The following is a 19,612-nucleotide window of genomic DNA, read 5'->3' on the forward strand; positions in this document are numbered from 1 at the left end:
ATCAGGCGCTCTCACTCCGTCAACACAACGCCTGGATCACCTGCCGCGTCGCGACGTGAATCTGCCGGGACACCTCTGAAGACATACTCAGGTCCCGCACATGGGGAACGTCGAAGACCGTGGTGACCACACCCGGTCCATCGGACTCCCACCGTGCACCGTGCCGATTGAGAATGCTGCGCATCGCGTAGTTGTCTGAGAGCACCGAGGCGGTGAACCGCCGTACACCGTCCGCATGAGCAGACACCGACAACGCCTCCATCAACAGTGTTCCGATCCCCCGGCCCTGATAGTCGTCACCGACCGTGAAGGCCAGCTCGGCGCTGTCGGGTTCGGCGACATGGCGGATGAATCGGGCATCGGCCACAACGAGACCGTCAAGACCGTCGGGCCCGTCGGTAAGCGCCCACGCGAAATGGTCGAGATAGTCCAGCTCAAACAGGTACGTGATCATCCGCTTGTTGGGCACCCCCAGAAACCGGCGGTACACGGTCCTCGGGGAGAGCCTCGCCAAACGCTGCCGGTCACCGGGCAGGAGGGGGCGTAGGTAGAACTCGGCGCCGTCACGCAGCCGCACCGGAATGGGGGTGACAAAGGTCGCCAACCGCTGACGGGCCGTCCACACCAATGCCTCTGACACGCCAGGGATTTCAAGCATCGCGGTGAACGCATCATGGCCACCGGCCCAGCCCCGAAGCGGCTCGGTCGCCACGACGGTCGCGGTCCGGGCAGTTCCGCGCAGGAGTGCGATCTCACCGACGACAGTGCCGGGTACCAGGTGCGCGACGACCACGTCCCCGCTCTCCTCGGCGTGAAGGATCTCGCCGCCGCCCGAGCCGAGGAGCAGGAACCAGTCGGCCGGCTCGCGCTGACGCATCAGCACTTCCCCGGCAGCCGCTTCGAGAGGCGCGAGCAGCTCAGCCAGCGGAGTAAGCGCATTGGCCGAATTGCCTGCGAAAAACTCCAGTTCCGCGAGCTCTGCGGCATCGACGCCGACAGATCCCGGCCACGCTCCGTCCACGATGTGCACCGCCCTAGCCCGAACCAGCTGAGTCAGTTGGCATGGTAATCACCGCCACCAGGTCTGATCGGCTAATAGCGGTACCACATCCGCAGCGGGCGTGCTCAGGCCATCAGTGCGGCAAAGCGATCCAGTCGGCGCAAGGTGTTATCGCGGGACGCGACCGCCAGCCCCAACAGCACACGATGCACGCCCAGGTCGGCGCGGCGTTCGATATCTCCGGGCCGCGGCTCCAGAATGGTCGCGGTCACGGGAACGGCTGGCCTGCCCGTTTGCGTCGCCAGCAGGTTGAGTTCACCGATCCCCTTCCGAAGCTCTACCATCTCAAGCATTGTCGGCGCCATCCAGCCGTCGGCATGGTCGAGTACACGTTCGTGGGTAGACGGGCCCCAGCCGCCCAACCACACCGGCGGGTGCGGTCGTTGGACAGGTTTGGGCCAGGAGCGGATGGGGTCGAACGCGACATACTTACCGTGGAATTCGGCGTGCTCTTCCGTCCAGATCTTCTTGACCGCTTGGATGCGCTCGCTCTGCAATGCCACCCGTGTGCGCGGATCGGTGCCGTGATTTCGGATCTCCTCACGCAGCCATCCGACACCGATTCCTAGTTCCAGCCGCCCGCCCGATGCCCTGTCCAGGGTCGCGGCCTCTTTGGCGAACGTGATCGGGTCTCGCTGGACAAGTAGCGCCACGGCGGTGCCGATGCGCAGGTCCCTGGTGGCAGCCGCCGCGAAGGACAACGCCACAAACGGATCGAGGCTGCGGCAATAGTCGCGGGGTATCTCCTCCCATCCGGGATGAATCGTCTCGATCGTCACCGGTATGTGCGTGTGCTCGGGCACAAAGAGGGATTCGAACCCGCGCTCCTCGATCTCGACCGCCAGCTCGCCGGGCTCCATGCCCTCGTCGGTGATCGTCGTGAAAATGCCTATCCGCATTGAACTCTTCCCGTTACGCGTGCTCGCCGTGGGGCTGCGGCACCGCTGCGGACAGAACCTCGAACTCGGAGTCACTCAGCGTGATGTCTGCGGCGGCCAGGTTCTGTGCGAGGTGTGCTTCCGACGAAGTTCCCGGGATGGGAAGCACATTCGGCGAGCTTCGCAAAAGCCATGCCAAGGCAATCTGCGCCGCACTTGCGCCGTGCGCACGCGCGACGACATCCAGCGCACCGCCGGGACCTTCCAGGCCCCCGGTAGCCAGCGGGAAGTATGGGATGAACGCGATGCCGTGGGCAGTGGCGTAGTCCACCACGTCAGCCGCTGACCGATTGGCGAGGTTGAACAGGTTTTGCACCGAGGCAATGGGCACGATCTGACGTGCGGCGCGCAGCTGGTCCACCGAGACCTCTGAAAGTCCGATGTGCCTGATCTTGCCTTCGTCCTGTAGGAGTTTGAGTTCGCCGATCTGGTCTTCGAAAGGAACAGTGGGGTCGACTCGATGCAGCTGAAGCAGATCGATGCGCTCCAGTTTCAGGCGCCGCAGGCTCATTTCTGTCTGCTGGCGCAAGTATTCGGGCCGCCCCAGCGGAATCCAACCCCAGTCCGCCGGACCCGTGCGCGCGAGCCCTACCTTAGTGGCGATCACCAGATCGCGGGAGTACGGATACAACGCCTCACTGATCAGATCTTCGACGATCTGCGGACCATAGGCATCCGCGGTGTCCAGGAAATTCACTCCCAGCTCAACCACACGTTTGAGCAGCCGCACCGCGGCAGCCGGATCCCGCGGCGGGCCCCATACGCCCGGGCCGGTCAACTGCATCGTGCCGTAGCCGAGCCTGTTGACGGTGATGTCGCCACCGATGGTGAGTGTTCCCGCATTAGCAGCCTGCTGTGACGTCACGAAATCTATCCTGCGCAATCTGAACTCAAGAGACGGCGAAACCTAGTCGTCTCAAATGGATTTGATGTGTTTTCCGCTATTCGGGCTGCTGGTCCAGCGCAAGCCGGGCCAGCAACTCAAGCCCATCGGCGTCGGGACCACCCGGGTCGGCCGAGTAGATGAGCAGCTGCTGCCCGGGTGCCCCACCGACCGCGAAGCTGTCGTACTGGAGGTTGATCTCACCGACCTGGCTGTGGCGGAATCGCTTCGCCCCGCTCGTTCGAGGCCTCACGTCGTGCTGCATCCACACGAACGTGAAAACGTCGCTCTGAATCGTCAACTCACCCACGACTTCTGCCACGCGGGGGTCGTCGCGAAACGACACCGACATAGCACGCAGATTTCGGGCGGTATCCCGCGCGATCTCGTCCCATTCGGCGTAGAACTCGTTGGCCGCGGGGTCGAGAAACACCATGTACGCGAGGTTGTCGGCACGCGAGAAGTCACCGTAAAGAGCCTGCGCATGAGCATTCATCGCCAGAATGTCCAGTGCCGGGCTGACTACCAAAGCTGGGGCGTGCACCACATTGTTGACGATTCTCATGGTTCCCTCGCTGGCATCGCGCTGACCGGCGGCAGGTGCTACCCCAGACGGCCGGGCAAGGCCGGCCAGGTGTTCAGCCGCGTGCGTATCCAGCTGCAGTGCGCGGGAAATCGACCGCAGCACCTGCTCCGAGGGATGCCGCTCACGCCCCTGCTCAAGCCTGCTGTAGTAGTCGGCACTCACCCCCGCCAGGGCCGCAACCTCTTCTCGGCGCAGGCCCAGAACGCGGCGCGGCTCGTCCTCCGGCAGCCCCACTTGTCGCGGCGAAACCAGAGCACGGCGCGCCTTCAGAAAGTCGCCCAACTCATTTCGCCGATCCATGACCTCAACATACCCACGGCGGCTGGCACCAACCAGGGTGTAACACACCCACCAGTGACGCATCGCTTCAGCCGCACGGGATGCCAGGTAGGAGTAGCGCACCCTTCCAGGACGGCGCCCGCGAATCTACGCTCGAGAAGCAACCAGATATGAATGAAATATGTTGCGGTCAAATGAAAGACGGAGATCCATGAGCATTCTGACAGGCAAGACGGCACTTGTTACGGGCGCGTCGAAGGGAATCGGCGCGGCCATCGCGCGCGACCTGGCTTCCGCGGGAGCACTTGTGGCAGTCCACTACTCGTCAAGCAAGAGCGGGGCTGATCATGTCGTGAAGTCAATACACGACGCTGGCGGACAGGCCTTCGCACTCCAGGCCGATATCTCCGACCCGGCCAGCGTCAAAGGACTGTTCGCCGAACTCAGCACCCGGATCGACAAGCTCGACATCCTGGTCAACAACGCCGGGGTGTACGAGATGGGCGCGGTTGAATCAGTGACCACAGGTGAGCTTGAGCGCCAGTTCGGCCTGAACGTCTTCGGCCTGGCCATCACAATCACCGAAGCGCTCGGCAGCGCCCTTGGACCCGGCTCGAGCATCGTCAACATCGGATCGAGTGTCACCAGCTTCACGCCCGCCAACTCGCTGGTGTACACCGCCTCGAAGGGGGCGGTGGACGCGATTACCGGCACCCTCGCCAAGGAGCTGGGCCCGCGGGGCATCAGGGTGAACTCGGTCAATCCCGGCTTGACCGTGACCGACGGCATGCAATCCAGCGCCTTCTCAAGCCGCGAGTTCCGCAACGAGATTGAGAACATCACACCCCTTGGCCGGATCGGCATCCCGGAGGACATCGCACCAGCAGTGACATTCCTGGCCTCGGACCGCGCCTCGTGGATCACTGGAGAGATCCTGGTCATCGGCGGCGGCCTGAACTAAACGGCCCTTCTTCGTCCGTTCGCCGATGTAGAGCCCGCTCCCCTGGCAATAATGCTGGTGGCCGGAAGGAATCAATGATGGGCAAGCTCTGCACCAGGATCGTCGTCGCGATCACTGCCGCTGGCATATCGGCTGGCGGCCTGTTCGGCATGGGGACTGCGCAGGCTAATGACCACACATTCCTGGACAGCCTGCGCGCCGCGGGAGTCTTCATCCACAAGGACGCAGAACCGTATGTGGTTCAGGCGGGACACCAGGCCTGCCGCGATCTACGCAACGGTGTGCCACCCGAAGAAGTGGGATCGCAGTTCCCGGTGGGTTCCGGTGTCGCGCCCGCGCCTGCCCCCAACGTGTATGTCGACATTCTGCAAAGCGAGCTATGCCCGAATGCGCTGAACCCCGCGCCACCCCAGCCGGCGTAGCCGTTCTCCGCGACCTTGCTGAAGCAGCAGTAGCCTCGTTGGTGTAGCAGCGGCTACCCGGACACACAACAACCATTCGACCTGTCAGAATGTTTGCTGTGAACATTCGGTTGCTACTGGCTCCGCGGTGGGTGCGCTGGTTGGTAATGGTCGCCCTCATGACAGCAATCGGCGGCCCGCTGTGGATCTTCCTCATTTCGGACGACGGATCGGACTGGAAAGCCCGCGCGGTGCAGATACCGGTGCTCAGCATCGGTGTTGGGACCTTGCTCATCGTTACTCAGGCCCGATTCCGCCGGTCCTTTCTCGCCGCCCTCGATGGGCTGGACGCGACGCAGCGACGCCAGGCCATCGAGGCAAGCCAGCGCGGAGACGCACCGACCGAACCGCCGGTGCTGTCGGCGGCTGTGCGGCTGTGCACGCTCCTTGTCGGAACCAGACTGCGGACACCCACATGGGCGCGATGGGTTGCATACCTAGTTCCAGCGGGTGCAGCGCTCATCGCAGTCGCCCGCCTCGTTGATCACGATGTCTGGCGTGCCATGGCGTGGCTTGCGGTGGCCGCGCTGATGGCGTTGGTTTTTTGGTGGGATGCACGCACATTGCGTCGGCTACAACAGCAGCTGAACCTGTTACGTGCCGCAGCTGCCTCATCGCTGGGAGAGGTTCCCGCCCTTGCCGAATCCGAGTACCCGTCGGTGACGCCGTCACGGAAGGTGTGGCTGATCGTCTTCGGCGCCGTGATCGCCATGTCCGTAATCGCCAGTGCCGCCGCCTATCTGATGGAGCGAGCGCAGCCCGGACACGGCATCACCGGGCGCAGCGAATGCGGTAAGGCAATAGCAACCCTCGCTGTCTTCAGCGGGCGCGAGGATCTCACGAACGCCCAATCGATCGTCCCGGACGGGCCGAGCCTGACCGATTACGAGAAGTGGTCCAACGAGATTCGCACTCGCGCGGCGCAGGTGACCAGATCCGATCTCGCACCGCGGGCACAACACATTGCCGAGCTGTCCGGTCAAGCCGTCTCCGTTGTCCGCCAGATCCGCAAGGAACCAGGGACGCAACTCGAGCAGCTACAGCAGCAAGATGTCTACGCCAAGCTCATCGCCCAAATGTATGACGAAGCGGCGGTAGTTCTTGACGTATGCCATAGCTGACCGGCACTCACCCACAGTCGTACTGCACTCCGATACCGCGCGGAGGAGTCGCCCGCTTGGTGCACCCGTACACCTCAAGCTGCTCACCCAAGCGCACAGCAGAGTGATGCGCGTAGTTCACGCAGTACAGACCCATCTCATCCGATCTGCATTGGTAGTCGCCGAATTTCAGACGTTTCCCGTACTCAAGCGGCAGGCCCACACCCTCACTGAACGGCCCCGGGTCACCGTGACGACTACCGACGGTAACGGTCGCGCCGTCGAAGCTCACCCAGCCCGCGATCCACTGGCCGGGCAGATCGGGAGGACGGGGCGGCGCGCGGTGAAGCCCCGGTAGGCACGACAACGGCACCTGGTACTTGAACGCCGTGATGCATCCCCCGATGACCCGAGGACCCAAGTCGCCGGGAACACGGAACGCCACCTCACCTTGGGACAGCTGGCCTGGCGTGCCGTCCTGATCGACCGTGCGAAATTTCTCGACATCGGCCGGATCACCCGCCTCTATCCAGCGCGTCACCGACTCCACGGACGCGCGTGGCCCCGGTGCGGGGGCACGCGCGGTTGTCGTGGTCGTCGACGTCGTTGGCACCTGGGACGGTGCGCTGACGGACGGCGTGGTGGATGAGATCGGCGAACCCTGCTGCGTGTGTGCGACACAACCCGTGACCAGGAAGATCAGGCACAACACGCTCCAGACACGCACCCAGTGAGCGTAGCTTGTCCCCAATATTGGGTAGGGTCCCTCGGCGTGACTCAGAGCGTGACCGTAAAATCTGTAAATGCCCGCCTCGCTGCGGAACTGGAGGTCGCCGAAGCCCAGGTCACGGCGGCTGTGCGGCTGCTCGACGAGGGTGCGACGGTCCCGTTTATCGCGCGATACCGCAAGGAAGTCACCGGCAGCCTGGACGACGGCCAGCTGCGCAGTCTGGAAGAACGGCTGCGGTACCTGCGGGAACTCGACGAGCGTCGCGCCGCGGTGCTGTCCTCCATCGAGGAACAGGGCAAGCTCACCGACGACCTCAAGGCGGCGCTGCTGTCGGCCGACACCAAGGCGCGTGTCGAGGACATCTACCTGCCGTACAAGCCCAAACGGCGCACCAAGGCACAGATCGCCCGGGAGGCCGGGCTGGAACCGCTGGCCGACCGGCTGCTCGCGGACCCGAGTCTGGTGCCCGACGAGGCGGCCGCCGAGTTCCTCACCGAGGATGTCGCCGATGCCAACGCGGCACTCGATGGCGCGCGGCACATCCTGATCGAGCGCGCATCCGAGGATGCCGAACTCGTCGGTGCCACCCGCACCAAGTTCTGGGCGGACGGTGCGCTGCGCACCGCCCCATGGTCAGAGGATGCGGCGAAAACCGAAGCGGCACAGAAGTACCGCGACTACTTCGAGTTCTCCGAATCCCTGGAGACCATGCCCTCGCACCGGGTGCTGGCCGTCATGCGCGGCGAGAAGGAGCAGGTGCTCGCCCTCAACTTCGACGGCGGTGAGGACGCGCCGTATGAGGCCATGGTCGCGCAATCGCTCGGCGTCAACCTGACCGCGAAGACCCCGGCCACGCCGTGGCTGGCCGGTACCGTTCGGGTGGCCTGGCGGGCCAAGCTCATGTTCTCCGCGTCCGTCGATGCCCGCCTCAAGCTGCGCCAACGCGCCGAAGAAGATGCCGTCGGCGTCTTCGCGCGCAACCTCAAGGATCTGCTGCTCGCGGCCCCCGCCGGCACGCGCGCCACACTCGGCCTGGACCCCGGGTTCCGGACGGGTGTCAAGGTGGCCGTGGTGGACGGCACCGGCAAGGTCGTCGACACCTGCGCCATCTACCCGCACCAGCCGCAGAAGAAGTGGGATGAGGCCAAGGCCACTCTCGCGGCGTTCGTCGCGCGCCATGGTGTCGAGCTGATCGCCGTCGGCAATGGCACCGCCTCACGCGAAACCGACGCGCTGGCAGCCGAACTCATCGCCGATATCAAGGCCGCTGGCGCCAAGGCCCCGACAAAGGCGATGGTCAGTGAGGCGGGCGCGTCGGTCTATTCGGCCTCAGCCTATGCCGCGCACGAGCTTCCCGACCTCGACGTGACGCTGCGGGGTGCGGTCTCGATCGCACGGCGCCTGCAGGATCCGTTGGCAGAGCTGGTGAAGATCGAACCCAAGTCGATCGGCGTTGGGCAGTACCAGCACGATGTCACTCCCGGCACGCTCGCGCGCAGTCTCAACGTGGTCGTCGAAGATGCCGTGAACGCGGTCGGTGTCGACTTGAACACGGCCTCCGTACCTCTACTCGCACGCGTATCCGGGGTGACGGAATCCTTGGCCGAGTCCATCGTCGCGCACCGTGAGAAGGTGGGCGCGTTCCGTAGCCGCAAGGGACTGTTGGAGGTTCCCCGACTGGGCCCCAAGGCCTTTGAACAGTGCGCCGGATTCCTGCGCATCCGCGAAGGCGACGACCCGCTCGACGCGTCCGGCGTGCATCCCGAGTCCTACCCGGTGGTGCGCAAGATTCTGGACCGTTCGGGTGTCACCCTCGCCGAGCTGATCGGTAACGAGCGTTCACTGCGCTCGCTCAAGCCCGCAGACTTCGCCGACGATCGGTTCGGAATTCCCACCGTGACAGACATTCTCGGCGAGCTGGAGAAGCCGGGACGCGACCCGCGGCCCGCGTTCACCACGGCCACCTTCGCCGCGGGCGTCGAAAAGGTCTCGGACCTGAAGGTCGGCATGGTGCTCGAGGGTGTGGTGACCAACGTGGCCGCCTTCGGTGCATTTGTTGATGTCGGCGTGCATCAGGATGGCCTCGTGCACGTCTCGGCGATGTCGGACCGGTACGTATCCGACCCCCATGAGGTGGTCAAGTCTGGCCAGGTGGTGCGGGTCAAGGTCACCGACGTAGATATTCCGCGTCAGCGCATCGGGTTGAGCCTGCGCCTCACCGACGATCCGCAGCAGGGCAAGCGCCCCGAGGGAGCCAACGCCAGCGCCCCCCGACGCGACAACAAGAATCAGGGACGACCAAACCAGAACCGCAGCAAGAATTCCGGGCGCCAGCAGGAAACTCGGGCGACGGGCTCCATGGCGGATGCGTTGCGTAACGCGGGGTTTGGGCGGTAGGCGCACCCTGGGTTGTCGGTGCCACTGATTAGCGTGGCGCCGTGCTCACCACCGTCGCCATCCGCGGATACCGATCACTACGTGATCTTGTACTCCCGCTTGCCCAACTCACCGTCATCACCGGCGCTAACGGCACCGGAAAGTCCTCGCTGTACCGGGCGCTGCAGCTACTGGCCGATTGTGGCCGCGGCGAGATCATCGGCTCGCTGGCGCGGCAGGGCGGACTGCAATCGGCAATGTGGGCCGGGCCGGAAAATCTCAAAGGCGCACGGCGAACCGGCACTGTTGAGCCCACGGTCCGCACTCGGCCCATATCCATCGAACTAGGTTACGCATCAACGGATTTTGGCTATCTGGTAGATCTAGGTCTGCCGATTCCCAGCGATTCCGCCTTCGGCCGCGACCCGGAAATCAAGCGTGAGGCCGTGTTCACCGGACCATCGCTTCGCCCCAGCGCGACCCTGGTCCGGCGAACCCGTCCTGTGGTTGAAGCACGCGCCGATTCGGGACGTGGGTTTGAGGGCTTCAGTCGCTCGATACCGACCTACCGCAGCATGCTCTCCGAATTCGCGGGGAGGTTCCCGGAATTGGGTGCCGTCCGGGACACCCTGCGCGGCTGGCGGTTCTACGACGGATTCCGTGTCGATATGCTCGCGCCCGCCCGGCAGCCTCAGATCGGCACGCGTACGACGGTGCTATCGAATGACGGCAGCGACGTGGCCGCCGCCATCCAGACAATCATCGAGACTCGCAGCGACACGCTGGACAAGGCCGTCGCGGCCGCCTTCGACGGCGCCGCGGTGGCCGTGGGCGTGCGCGAGGGACTCTTCGATCTTCAGGTTCAGCAGTCCGGGATGCTGCGGCCACTGCGCGCCGCGGAGTTGTCCGACGGCACCCTGCGTTTCCTGTTGTGGGCCGCCGCGCTGTTGAGTCCCGAACCGCCGCCGCTGATGGTGCTCAACGAGCCAGAAACCTCGCTGCATCCCGATCTCATCGCTCCGCTGGCGACGCTCATTCGCGCGGCGGCCGGGAAAACCCAGGTGGTCGTGATCACCCACGCCAACGCTCTGGTAGATCATCTTGCCGCGCGGTCGTTGTGCGAGATCCTCGCTGGCGATGAGGACCGATTCGACGACGCGGGTTCGGCAGTACGGCTCGAACTTGTCAAGGACTGGGGCGAGACGCAGATCGTGGGGCTCGACGCACTCAAAGCCCCGTCGTGGCATTGGGGTTCTCGCTAGACGTCTATCGCGTCACCACCTGATGAGGCTCTGGCGGGTCTGCCGGTGCCGTCAGTGGCCTACTCGGTCATATCGTGGGACTTCGGGGCGCAGCCTGAGAGTTAGTTTCTCGTGGTGAGCCAAAGGGTTGCCAGACAACGGATGCACACTGTTGGGTGGACCGTCGAACCCCAGGAAGGGAGCGCAGTGACCGAAGCGTCACGAGACAACGTTCTGATCGTGCATTGGCACGACCTCGGCCGCTACCTGGGCGTCTACGGGCATCCCGACGTATCCAGCCCACACCTGGACCAACTGGCGGCCGATGGCATCCTGTTCACCCGCGCGCACGCCACGGCGCCGCTGTGCTCACCGTCGCGTGGTTCGCTCTTCACCGGCCGGTACCCACAGAGCAACGGCCTTATCGGCCTGGCTCATCACGGCTGGGAATACCGCGCCGGGGTGCGCACACTCCCCCACATTCTGTCTGGATCGGGCTGGTACACAGCACTGTTCGGAATGCAGCATGAAACGGCGTATCCGGCCACCCTGGGATTCGACGAGTACGACGTATCCAACTCGTATTGCGAATACGTGGTGGAACACGCGAGCCGCTGGTTGCGCAATTCCCCCAACACGCCGTTTCTGCTGACCGCCGGATTCTTCGAAACGCACCGCCCCTTTCCTCGGGAGCGTTATGAACCGTCCGACGCCGACACGGTGAATGTCCCGGACTATCTGCCCGACACCCCGGAGGTACGCGACGATCTCGCCGAGTTCTATGGCTCGATCGCGGTGGCCGACGCCAAGGTCGGTGAGTTACTGGACGTGCTGGCCGAGACGGGCCTCGATGAGAGCACCTGGGTCGTCTTCATGACCGACCATGGCCCGGCGTTGCCACGCGCCAAGTCCACCCTGTATGACGCCGGTACCGGCATCGCATTGATCGTGCGCCCACCGCGGGGCCGCACTACTGAGTCGCTCCGGTACGACGAGCTCTTCAGCGGGGTCGATCTGCTGCCCACCCTGTTGGGCTTGCTCGGTGTCGACATTCCCGAGGAGATTCAGGGAATTTCACATGCCGACAATATCCTGAAGCCGACGGGCGAACTGAAACAAGTCCGCTCCGAGTTATTCACCGCGAAGACATACCACGATTCTTTTGATCCCATTCGAGCCATTCGAACAAAGGATTACAGCTATATAGAGAATTATGCGCCCAGGCCGGTGCTGGACCTGCCGTGGGACATTGCCGACAGCCCGCCGGGCCGGGCCGTCGCCACACACATCACCAATCCCCGCCCGCATCGCGAGCTCTACGACCTCGTGAACGATCCGGGCGAGGCGCACAACCTGCTGGGACTCGATGCCGACGAGGAGTCCCAGTCCATCGCCGACGATCTGGCACTGCGCCTCAACGATTGGCGAGAGAAGACTCTCGACGTCATTCCCTCCGATTTTGCGGGCACACGCATTTCCGAGCGCTACACCGAGACATTCCTGCGCATCCATGGCAGGCCCGGAGCCAACCGTTCCGCCATCGCCGACGAGCGTGGCATCGAACAACAGTTACGTTCGCCATGATTGCAATTCACGGCGAACCCAATTAGTCGAATACAAAACAATTGCGGTTAGGCTACTGCGCATGCCCGACCATCCCACCGCATATCTGGTGCTCGCATCGCAGCGCAGTGGCAGCACCCTACTGGTGGAATCCCTGCGAGCGACCGGCGTGGCCGGCGAACCACAGGAGTTCTTCCAGTACCTGCCCACCACGAGCATGTCTCCGCAGCCACGGGAATGGTTCGCCGATGTACAGGACGAGTCAATACTGCGTCTGCTCGATCCGTTGGACGCAGGCAAGCCCGACCTGGCGCCCGCGAGCATCTGGCGCGATTACATCCGCACCGTGGGCCGTACCCCCAACGGAATCTGGGGCGGCAAGCTCATGTGGAATCAGACCCCGCTGCTCTTGGACCGCGCGCAGGATCTGCCCGATCGTTCCGGTGAAGGATTGCTCGCCGGCATCCGGGATGTGGTTGGCAGCAACCCGGTGCTGGTCCACGTTTACCGGCCAGACGTTGTGTCCCAGGCGGTTTCGTTCTGGCGTGCGGTGCAGACCCGGGTGTGGCGCGGACGTCCGGATCCCGGGCGCGATGCCCGCGCCGAGTATCACGCCGGGGCCATTGCCCATGTCATCACCATGCTGCAGGCGCAGGAGGCGGGTTGGCGCCGCTGGTTCGCCGAGGAAAACATCGAACCCATCGACGTCTCGTATCCGTACCTCTGGCGCAACCTGACCCAGGTGGTCGCCACCGTTCTGGAGGCACTGGGACAAGACCCCCGGCTCGCGCCACCACCTGTGCTGGAACGGCAGGCAGACCAGCGGTCTGACGACTGGGTGGATCGATACCGGACCGACGCGGAAAGAGAGGGGCTGCCACTATGAGCGACACCGCGACGACACCCGATCTGTTGCAGGTCAACGAGCTTCGGCTGCTGGAGGCCGAGGCGGTGCACATCATCCGGGAGGTGGCCGCCGAGCTACAGCGCCCGGTGCTGCTCTTCTCCGCGGGCAAGGACTCGATCGTCTTGCTGAAGTTGGCCGAGAAGGCCTTCCGGCCCGCACCGCTGCCGTTCCCGGTGTTGCACGTCGACACCGGACACAATTTCCCCGAGGTGATCGAGTTCCGTGATCGCCGAACCATCGGGCACGACCACAAACTGATCGTCGCCTCCGTGCAGGAAACGATCGATGCCGGGCGGGTCGCCGATCCGGGCCCGGGTGCCTCACGTAACCGTCAGCAGACCCGAACCCTGCTGGACGCGTTGGAGGCCGGCGGTTTCGATGCGGCATTCGGCGGCGCGCGGCGCGATGAGGAACGCGCCCGCGCCAAGGAGCGCATCCTGAGCTTCCGGGACGAGTTCGGCCAGTGGGATCCGCGGGCACAACGCCCCGAACCCTGGTCGCTGTACAACGGACGCATCCGCAAGGGCGAGCAGGTTCGTGTCTTTCCGTTGAGCAACTGGACAGAACTGGACATCTGGCGCTACATCCAGCTGGAAAACCTTGAGCTGCCCTCGATCTACTACGCCCATCAACGCGAGGTGTTTGAGCGTGACGGCATCCTGCTGGCCACCTCGGAATACACCACCCCAACGGGCGACGAGACTGCCGCCACCGAATGGGTGCGCTACCGCACCGTCGGCGACATGACGATCACCGGCGCGGTCCGCTCCCAGGCCACCGAGATCGAAGGGGTGATCGCGGAGATATCCGCGGCCACTGTGTCCGAGCGCGGCGAGACCCGCGCCGATGACCGCACATCCGTGGCTGCCATGGAAGACCGGAAACGAGAGGGCTACTTCTGATGAGCACCCAGACCGCGGTGGACACCCGCCAACTGCTGCGTATCGCCACCGCCGGTTCGGTGGACGACGGCAAGAGCACGCTCATCGGGCGACTGCTCCATGACACCGACAGCCTGCCGGTCGACCATCTGGAGGCCGTCACCGACGACGAGGGGAACGCCGACCTCGCCGCGCTGTCGGATGGTCTGCGCGCCGAACGCGAGCAGGGCATCACGATCGACGTCGCCTACCGTTTTTTCTCCACCGAGAGCCGAAGCTACATCCTCGCCGACACTCCGGGTCACGAGCGCTACACCCGCAACATGTTCACCGGCGCCTCCAACGCACATGTCGCCATTCTTCTGGTCGACGCACGTGCCGGGGTGCTGCGCCAGACCCGTCGCCACGCTCGCATCGCAAAGTTGTTGGGTATCAAGCATTTCGTGGCAGCAGTCAACAAGATCGACCTGGTCGACTTCGACGCGCAGCGGTTCGCGGAGGTAGAACGCGAGCTGCATCTGCTGGCTGACCGGCTGGGCAAGGTGGACATCACGGTCATCCCGATTGCGGCCAAGCTCGGCGACAATGTGGTGCACCGCTCCGAGAACACCACGTGGTACGGCGGGCCGACCCTGCTCGAATACCTAGAGGCCATTGAGCTTTCGCCCCCGCAGCCCGAGCCCGCCAAGCTCCGCCTGCCCGTGCAGTGGGTCTCGCGCCCCACGGCCGATCAGCGCCGCCGGTACACCGGCCGGCTAGCGGGAGGCACCCTCAGCGTCGGAGATCCGGTGGTGAATCTGCCGTCGGGAACCCGGTCGACCGTGACGGTGGTGGACACTCTGGACGAAAACCGTTCCACCGGTGTAGCTCCGCTTTCGGTGTCGATCGAATTGGCCGACGATATCGATGTGGGCCGCGGCGACGTACTGGTGAGCGGCGCAGAAGATGCGGTGCTGCCGGTACTGGCCCGCGAGCTCGACGCCACGGTCTGCTGGTTCACCAACGGTCCGTTGCGGGCCGGTGACCGGCTCGCACTCAAGCAGGGCACCCGGACGGTACGGGCCACCGTTCAGGCTCTGCATACCCGGCTGGATCCGGAAACCCTGGACGAGCTGGATGGCCCGGTTGAGCTGGCGCTCAACGACATCGGCTCGGTCACCCTGCGCACCAGCTCGGTCGTGGTGGCCGATTCCTATGCCGACAGCAGAGACAGCGGCGCGTTCATCCTGATCGACGAGGCGTCCAACGACACCGTCGGCGCCGGAACCATCACCGAAGCGCGTGAGGTCAAACCGGAGACGCACTCACGCACCGATATCCGCTGGCATCCCTCGGCGCTGGACCGCGAATACCGTTGGGACAGTACTACTCAGCGCGGTGCGATCATCTGGTTCACCGGTCTGCCCGCATCCGGCAAGTCGACCATCGCGGTGGCGGTGGAACGCGCACTCGTGGAATCCGGACAGGTCGCGTACCTGCTCGACGGCGACAACCTGCGCCATGGGCTTTCCGATGACCTCGGGTTCTCTCCTGGCGACCGCGCCGAGAACATCCGCCGGGTGTCGCATCTGGCACGGCTCTTCGCCGACGCCGGGGTGGTCGCGCTGGCATCGCTGGTATCGCCGCTGCGCTCCGATCGAGAGACCGCGCGCAGCATCAACGCCGCAGCCAAGCTGCCGTTCATCGAGGTGTATATCGCCACCCCGCTGGCCGAATGCGAGAAACGAGACCCCAAGGGTCTGTACGCACGGGCCCGCGCAGGCGAGTTGAAGGGTTTGACGGGTGTCGAGGCGCCCTACGAGGCCCCGGAAAATCCTGAGCTCGTCCTCGACACTACCGGTGCCGATATCGACGCACTGGTGGCGCAGGTTCTCGACGTTCTTCACCGCGCTCGCTGAGCGCGGTGAAGAACGAACCGGCCTAGGTGTGGCTGGCGGCGCGCTCCAGAACGGGACGCTGCTCGGGGCAGTACTCGTCGATCGAAGCGGACAGGAACTGCCACTTCTGCTCGGTGGAGGTGGTGCGATCGAGGTTCTTGGTCAGGAAATTGGTCGCCTGGTAGGCGTCCTTATCCAGGCCCGTGTCCAGACGGTGGCACGCGATCTTGCCGAGATAGGCAGTCTTGTCCGGCGGCGCGTAGATGCCGTATGAGTGCAGTGTCTCGTTGAAGCTGACGTCATCGGCATGTGCCGGGGAGGCCATGGCGATCGCGGCAGCACCCGCACCCATCGCGATCATCGCAGTAAGACTGAGTCCCTTCATGCCGGTGAGTCTACATCCGTTGACCTCAAGGGACATAGGTTCGCAGATGTCATCGTGATTGACACCACTGCCGAGACCTCAAGATCACGTAAAGAACCACGAAAACCCCTACGTCTGTGCCTACTCTCCCTCGGTGGTTTCTGCGCCTCCCTCCCCTCCCGTACCGCCGCGCGTCGCCGACCCGCGCCTGCGCCGTGCCCTCAAGGACGACGCGCACAAACTGACCTCGGTCGGCGGGCTCGCGGCGCTGTCCCTGGACGCGCTGTCCTCGGTGGCTTACGGTCCGGAGGCCATCGTGCTGGCCCTGATCGCAGGCGGAGTCGGTGCCATCGCCTTCACCCTGCCGGTGGCCATCGCGATCACAGTGCTGCTCATTGTGTTGGTGTTCTCCTACCGCCAGGTCATCGCCGTGCACCCCGAAGGCGGGGGCTCGTACGCCGTGGCCAAGAAGGACCTCGGCCGCGGTGCGAGCCTGTTGGCCGCCGCGAGTCTGGTCGTCGACTACGTGCTGACGGTCGCGGTGAGCCTGGCCGCCGGGGCGGCGAGCCTGGCGAGCGCCTTTCCCGCGCTGGCCCCGCATCTGCTGTCCATCACACTGATCGGCCTGGCGATCCTGACAATCCTCAATCTCATCGGCATCAGCGAGTCGGCCCAGGTGCTCATGCTGCCGACCTTCCTGTTCATCGCGTGCATCCTGGCGGTCATCGTCTTCGGACTCGCGCACTCCACTCCGGTGGCCGTTATCGGCAAGGACCTCGGCCCGGTCGAGCCGGTCAGTGCGCTCGGCATCATCTTGGTTCTGAAGGCGTTCGCGGCCGGGTGTTCGTCGCTGACGGGCGTGGAAGCCATCGCGAACGGCGTCCCGGCCTTCAAGACACCCGCCATCAAACGGGCCCAGCACACCGAGGTCGCCCTGGGAATTCTGTTGGGCCTCATGCTGATCGGCCTTAGCATTCTCATCAAGGCACACCATGTGGTTCCCCGCGGCGACGTCACCATTCTGGCGCAGCTCTCCGCGGCGGCCTTCGGCACCGGAATACCGTTCTACATCACGAATGTGACCGTGGCACTGATCCTGGGCTTCGCGGCCAACACCAGCTTCGGTGGACTGCCGGTGCTGATGAGTCTGCTCGCCAAGGACGACCGGATGCCGCATCTGTTCGCGTTGCGCGCAGAGAAGCCGGTCTACCGCTACGGCGTCGCCGCGCTTGCCGCATTCTCCGCGCTGATCCTCATCGCCAGCGACGCCGATACCCACCGCCTGTTGCCGCTGTTCGCGATCGGGGTGTTCATCGGATTCACCATCAGCCAAGTCGGTTTGGTCAAGCACTGGTTCGGCGCCCGCACATCCGGCTGGCATTGGAAGGCCGTACTCAATGGGTTTGGTGCGGCGCTCTCGGCCGTCGCCATGGTGGTGTTCTTCGCCAGCAAGTTCACCGAAGGTGCGTGGCTGCTCGTCATCGTCATCCCCCTGCTGATTCTGCTTTTCGGGCGCACCGAGAACTACTACCTAGGCGTCAAACGCGAACTGACCCTCGAGGAATTGCCCACGCTCACACCCAATCCCCCGGACCAGACACCGCTGGTGATCGTGCCGATCGACGACATCAACAAACGCACGGTCCAGCTGTTGGAGGCGGCACTGCACCTGGGTGGCGAGGTGGTGCCCGTCACCATCAGCCGCACGGATCAGAAGGCGCATGCGATGACCAAGCGCTGGGATCAGTGGAACCCGGGACTTGAGCTCATCGTGTTGCCAACCGCGCATCGATCCCTGGTGACCCCGCTGGTGGAATACGTCAAGAAGCGGCAGGCCGACGGTCGCCAGGTGACCGTGCTCATCACCGAGATCAAGACGAAGCGGCGCTGGCACCAGATTCTGCACAACCAGACCGGAATTGTGCTGACAGCCAGCCTCATCGACCGCACCGACGCGATCGTCGCCAACTATCCATACCGCATGAACTGACGATGCCGCCGTCAGTTGACGGCCGGCACGGACACCTTCTCGTCCGCGGCCGTATCGGTGTGGTCGTCGAGCATGGTGGTTTCGTCGAACGGATCAGCACCCGAAAGAACCGTCTTGATCCGCTCGCGATCCGTCGTCTTGGTCCACGTTCCGATGAGCAACGTGGCCACCGCATTGCCGGAGAAGTTGGTCAGCGCACGCGCCTCGGACATGAACCGATCGATGCCGACGATCATGCCCACACCGTCGACAAGATCGGGCCGATGGCTCTGCAGTCCACCTGCCAGCGTGGCCATTCCGGCACCGGTCACCCCGGCCGCACCCTTAGAGGCGATGATCATGAACACCAGCAGTGAGATCTGTTCGCCGATCGACAGCGGCTTTCCCATCGCGTCGGCGACAAACAATGAGGCCATCGTCAGATAGATCGCCGTCCCGTCCAAGTTGAACGAATAGCCGGTCGGGACGACGATGCCCACCGTCGACTTCTCGACACCGAGGTGGGTCATCTTCGCGATCAATCGCGGCAGTGCCGATTCCGAGGACGAGGTCGAGACGATCAGCAGGTATTCGCGTGCCAGGTAGCGCACCAGCTTGAAGATCGATACCCGAGCCACCGCCCATAGCAACGCCCCCAGCACACCGAAGATGAAGATCGCGCACGTCGTGTAGAAACCGAGCATCAGTGCGCCCAGCTCTTTCACGGCGTTCCAGCCGGTCTGACCGACCACATTGGCAATGGCGCCGAAGGCACCGATGGGCGCCAGCCACAACACCATGATGAGAACCTTGAAGACCAGCTTCTGCAGCATCCCGATACCGCGCACGATCGATTCACCGGTGGAACCGAGGGCCTGCACCGCGAAGCCGACCAGCAACGCGATGAACAGCGTTTGCAGCACGCTGCCGGAGGTCAATGCCGAGAACATCGTCTCCGGCACAATCGATTTAATGAAATGCCAGGTTCCACCTGCGGCATGGGCCTGGTCGGCGTACTTGGCGCCCGCCCCCTGGTTGGCCCCGGACAGATGCAACCCGGTGCCGGGCGCGAGCAGATTGCCGACGACAAGCCCGATCGCCAAGGCGACGGTGGACATCGCCAGGAAGTACACGAATGCCAATCCGCCGACCCGGCCCACGCTGGCGGCCTTACGCACGGATCCGATGCCGAGCACGATCGTGCAGAAGATCACCGGGCTGATCATCATCTTGATGAGGCTGACGAAAATCTCACCGAGTACGCCCACCGATTTTCCGAATCCCGGCCACAGCATGCCGACGATCACACCGAGCACCACCGCGACAATGACCGCTATATAGAGCCAATGCGTGCGGTCCTTGCGTTTCTTCGGTGGAACACTGTCGGTAGCCGTTGATTCGGTCGCAGTCATGGCCCCTATCGTGCCGTACCGTGA

17 protein-coding genes are annotated in these 19,612 nt (G+C 64.2%); 10 read left to right on the top strand and 7 right to left on the bottom strand.

Features of this window, described 5'->3' with window-relative positions; all coding sequences use genetic code 11:
• Nucleotides 1-19: 19 nt before the first annotated feature.
• The 4 genes from B4400_RS07935 to B4400_RS07950 all read right to left on the bottom strand — a co-directional run bounded on the left by B4400_RS07935 (nucleotide 20) and on the right by B4400_RS07950 (nucleotide 3,767).
• Nucleotides 20-1,030: a GNAT family N-acetyltransferase gene (locus B4400_RS07935; protein ID WP_078309213.1), complete on the bottom strand. Its 1,011-nt coding sequence runs from the start codon at nucleotides 1,028-1,030 to the stop codon at nucleotides 20-22.
• Nucleotides 1,031-1,125: 95 nt separating this feature from the next.
• On the bottom strand, nucleotides 1,126-1,959 hold the full coding sequence (locus B4400_RS07940; RefSeq protein ID WP_078309214.1) for an LLM class F420-dependent oxidoreductase: 834 nt from the start codon (nucleotides 1,957-1,959) through the stop codon (nucleotides 1,126-1,128).
• Nucleotides 1,960-1,972: 13 nt separating this feature from the next.
• A complete protein-coding gene (locus tag B4400_RS07945; RefSeq protein ID WP_078309215.1) occupies nucleotides 1,973-2,863 on the bottom strand; it encodes an aldo/keto reductase in 891 nt (296 codons plus the stop codon).
• 76 nt (nucleotides 2,864-2,939) lie between these two features.
• Nucleotides 2,940-3,767 (bottom strand): helix-turn-helix domain-containing protein, encoded by an 828-nt coding sequence (locus tag B4400_RS07950; protein ID WP_078309423.1) that lies wholly within the window; start codon nucleotides 3,765-3,767, stop codon nucleotides 2,940-2,942.
• A gap of 190 nt (nucleotides 3,768-3,957) precedes the next feature.
• On the opposite strand from B4400_RS07950, the gene B4400_RS07955 reads away from it, so the two are divergent.
• The 3 genes from B4400_RS07955 (at nucleotide 3,958) to B4400_RS07965 (ending at nucleotide 6,289) form a co-directional block, all read left to right on the top strand.
• Nucleotides 3,958-4,707, top strand: coding sequence for an SDR family NAD(P)-dependent oxidoreductase (locus B4400_RS07955; RefSeq protein ID WP_078309216.1), 750 nt, complete (start codon nucleotides 3,958-3,960; stop codon nucleotides 4,705-4,707).
• Between the two features lie 77 nt (nucleotides 4,708-4,784).
• On the top strand, nucleotides 4,785-5,129 hold the full coding sequence (locus B4400_RS07960) for a DUF732 domain-containing protein (protein WP_078309427.1): 345 nt from the start codon (nucleotides 4,785-4,787) through the stop codon (nucleotides 5,127-5,129).
• 98 nt (nucleotides 5,130-5,227) lie between these two features.
• A complete protein-coding gene (locus B4400_RS07965) occupies nucleotides 5,228-6,289 on the top strand; it encodes a hypothetical protein (protein WP_078309217.1) in 1,062 nt (353 codons plus the stop codon).
• A gap of 7 nt (nucleotides 6,290-6,296) precedes the next feature.
• Here B4400_RS07965 and B4400_RS07970 read toward each other — a convergent pair whose 3' ends face one another.
• Nucleotides 6,297-6,995, bottom strand: coding sequence for a hypothetical protein (locus B4400_RS07970; RefSeq protein ID WP_078309218.1), 699 nt, complete (start codon nucleotides 6,993-6,995; stop codon nucleotides 6,297-6,299).
• 45 nt (nucleotides 6,996-7,040) lie between these two features.
• Here B4400_RS07970 and B4400_RS07975 point away from each other — a divergent pair, with 45 nt between their 5' ends.
• From B4400_RS07975 to cysC, 6 genes are all read left to right on the top strand, one after another.
• Nucleotides 7,041-9,395, top strand: coding sequence for a Tex family protein (locus B4400_RS07975; RefSeq protein ID WP_078309219.1), 2,355 nt, complete (start codon nucleotides 7,041-7,043; stop codon nucleotides 9,393-9,395).
• Nucleotides 9,396-9,436: 41 nt separating this feature from the next.
• The gene (locus B4400_RS07980) at nucleotides 9,437-10,636 is read left to right on the top strand and encodes an AAA family ATPase (RefSeq protein ID WP_078309220.1); all 1,200 of its coding nucleotides are present in this window, start codon (nucleotides 9,437-9,439) and stop codon (nucleotides 10,634-10,636) included.
• Between the two features lie 186 nt (nucleotides 10,637-10,822).
• Nucleotides 10,823-12,199 carry a sulfatase family protein gene (locus B4400_RS07985; RefSeq protein ID WP_139359850.1) on the top strand — a complete coding sequence of 459 codons (1,377 nt, stop codon included), beginning with the start codon at nucleotides 10,823-10,825 and terminating at the stop codon, nucleotides 12,197-12,199.
• Nucleotides 12,200-12,260: 61 nt separating this feature from the next.
• Complete coding sequence (stf0, locus tag B4400_RS07990; RefSeq protein WP_078309222.1) at nucleotides 12,261-13,064, top strand: trehalose 2-sulfotransferase; 804 nt, start codon at nucleotides 12,261-12,263, stop codon at nucleotides 13,062-13,064.
• Nucleotides 13,061-13,987: a sulfate adenylyltransferase subunit CysD gene (gene cysD / locus B4400_RS07995; protein ID WP_078309223.1), complete on the top strand. Its 927-nt coding sequence runs from the start codon at nucleotides 13,061-13,063 to the stop codon at nucleotides 13,985-13,987. The genes stf0 and cysD overlap by 4 nt, the downstream gene beginning before the upstream one ends.
• The gene (cysC, locus tag B4400_RS08000) at nucleotides 13,987-15,864 is read left to right on the top strand and encodes an adenylyl-sulfate kinase (RefSeq protein WP_078309224.1); all 1,878 of its coding nucleotides are present in this window, start codon (nucleotides 13,987-13,989) and stop codon (nucleotides 15,862-15,864) included. Before cysD ends, cysC begins: the two co-directional genes overlap by 1 nt.
• Nucleotides 15,865-15,886: 22 nt before the next feature.
• Here the strand turns inward: cysC and B4400_RS08005 are convergent, their stop codons facing one another.
• Nucleotides 15,887-16,228 (bottom strand): DUF732 domain-containing protein, encoded by a 342-nt coding sequence (locus B4400_RS08005; protein WP_078309429.1) that lies wholly within the window; start codon nucleotides 16,226-16,228, stop codon nucleotides 15,887-15,889.
• Nucleotides 16,229-16,361: 133 nt separating this feature from the next.
• Between B4400_RS08005 and B4400_RS08010 the strand changes: the two genes are divergently transcribed.
• Nucleotides 16,362-18,197, top strand: a complete 1,836-nt coding sequence (locus B4400_RS08010; RefSeq protein WP_078309225.1) for an amino acid permease — start codon at nucleotides 16,362-16,364, stop codon at nucleotides 18,195-18,197.
• An 11-nt stretch (nucleotides 18,198-18,208) separates the two neighbouring features.
• Here B4400_RS08010 and B4400_RS08015 read toward each other — a convergent pair whose 3' ends face one another.
• The gene (locus B4400_RS08015; RefSeq protein WP_078309226.1) at nucleotides 18,209-19,588 is read right to left on the bottom strand and encodes a cation:dicarboxylate symporter family transporter; all 1,380 of its coding nucleotides are present in this window, start codon (nucleotides 19,586-19,588) and stop codon (nucleotides 18,209-18,211) included.
• Nucleotides 19,589-19,612 lie beyond the last annotated feature (24 nt).

Origin of the sequence: Mycobacterium sp. D16Q13 (genome assembly GCF_002013375.1) — a bacterium.
In the GTDB taxonomy this organism is placed as follows: domain Bacteria; phylum Actinomycetota; class Actinomycetes; order Mycobacteriales; family Mycobacteriaceae; genus Mycobacterium.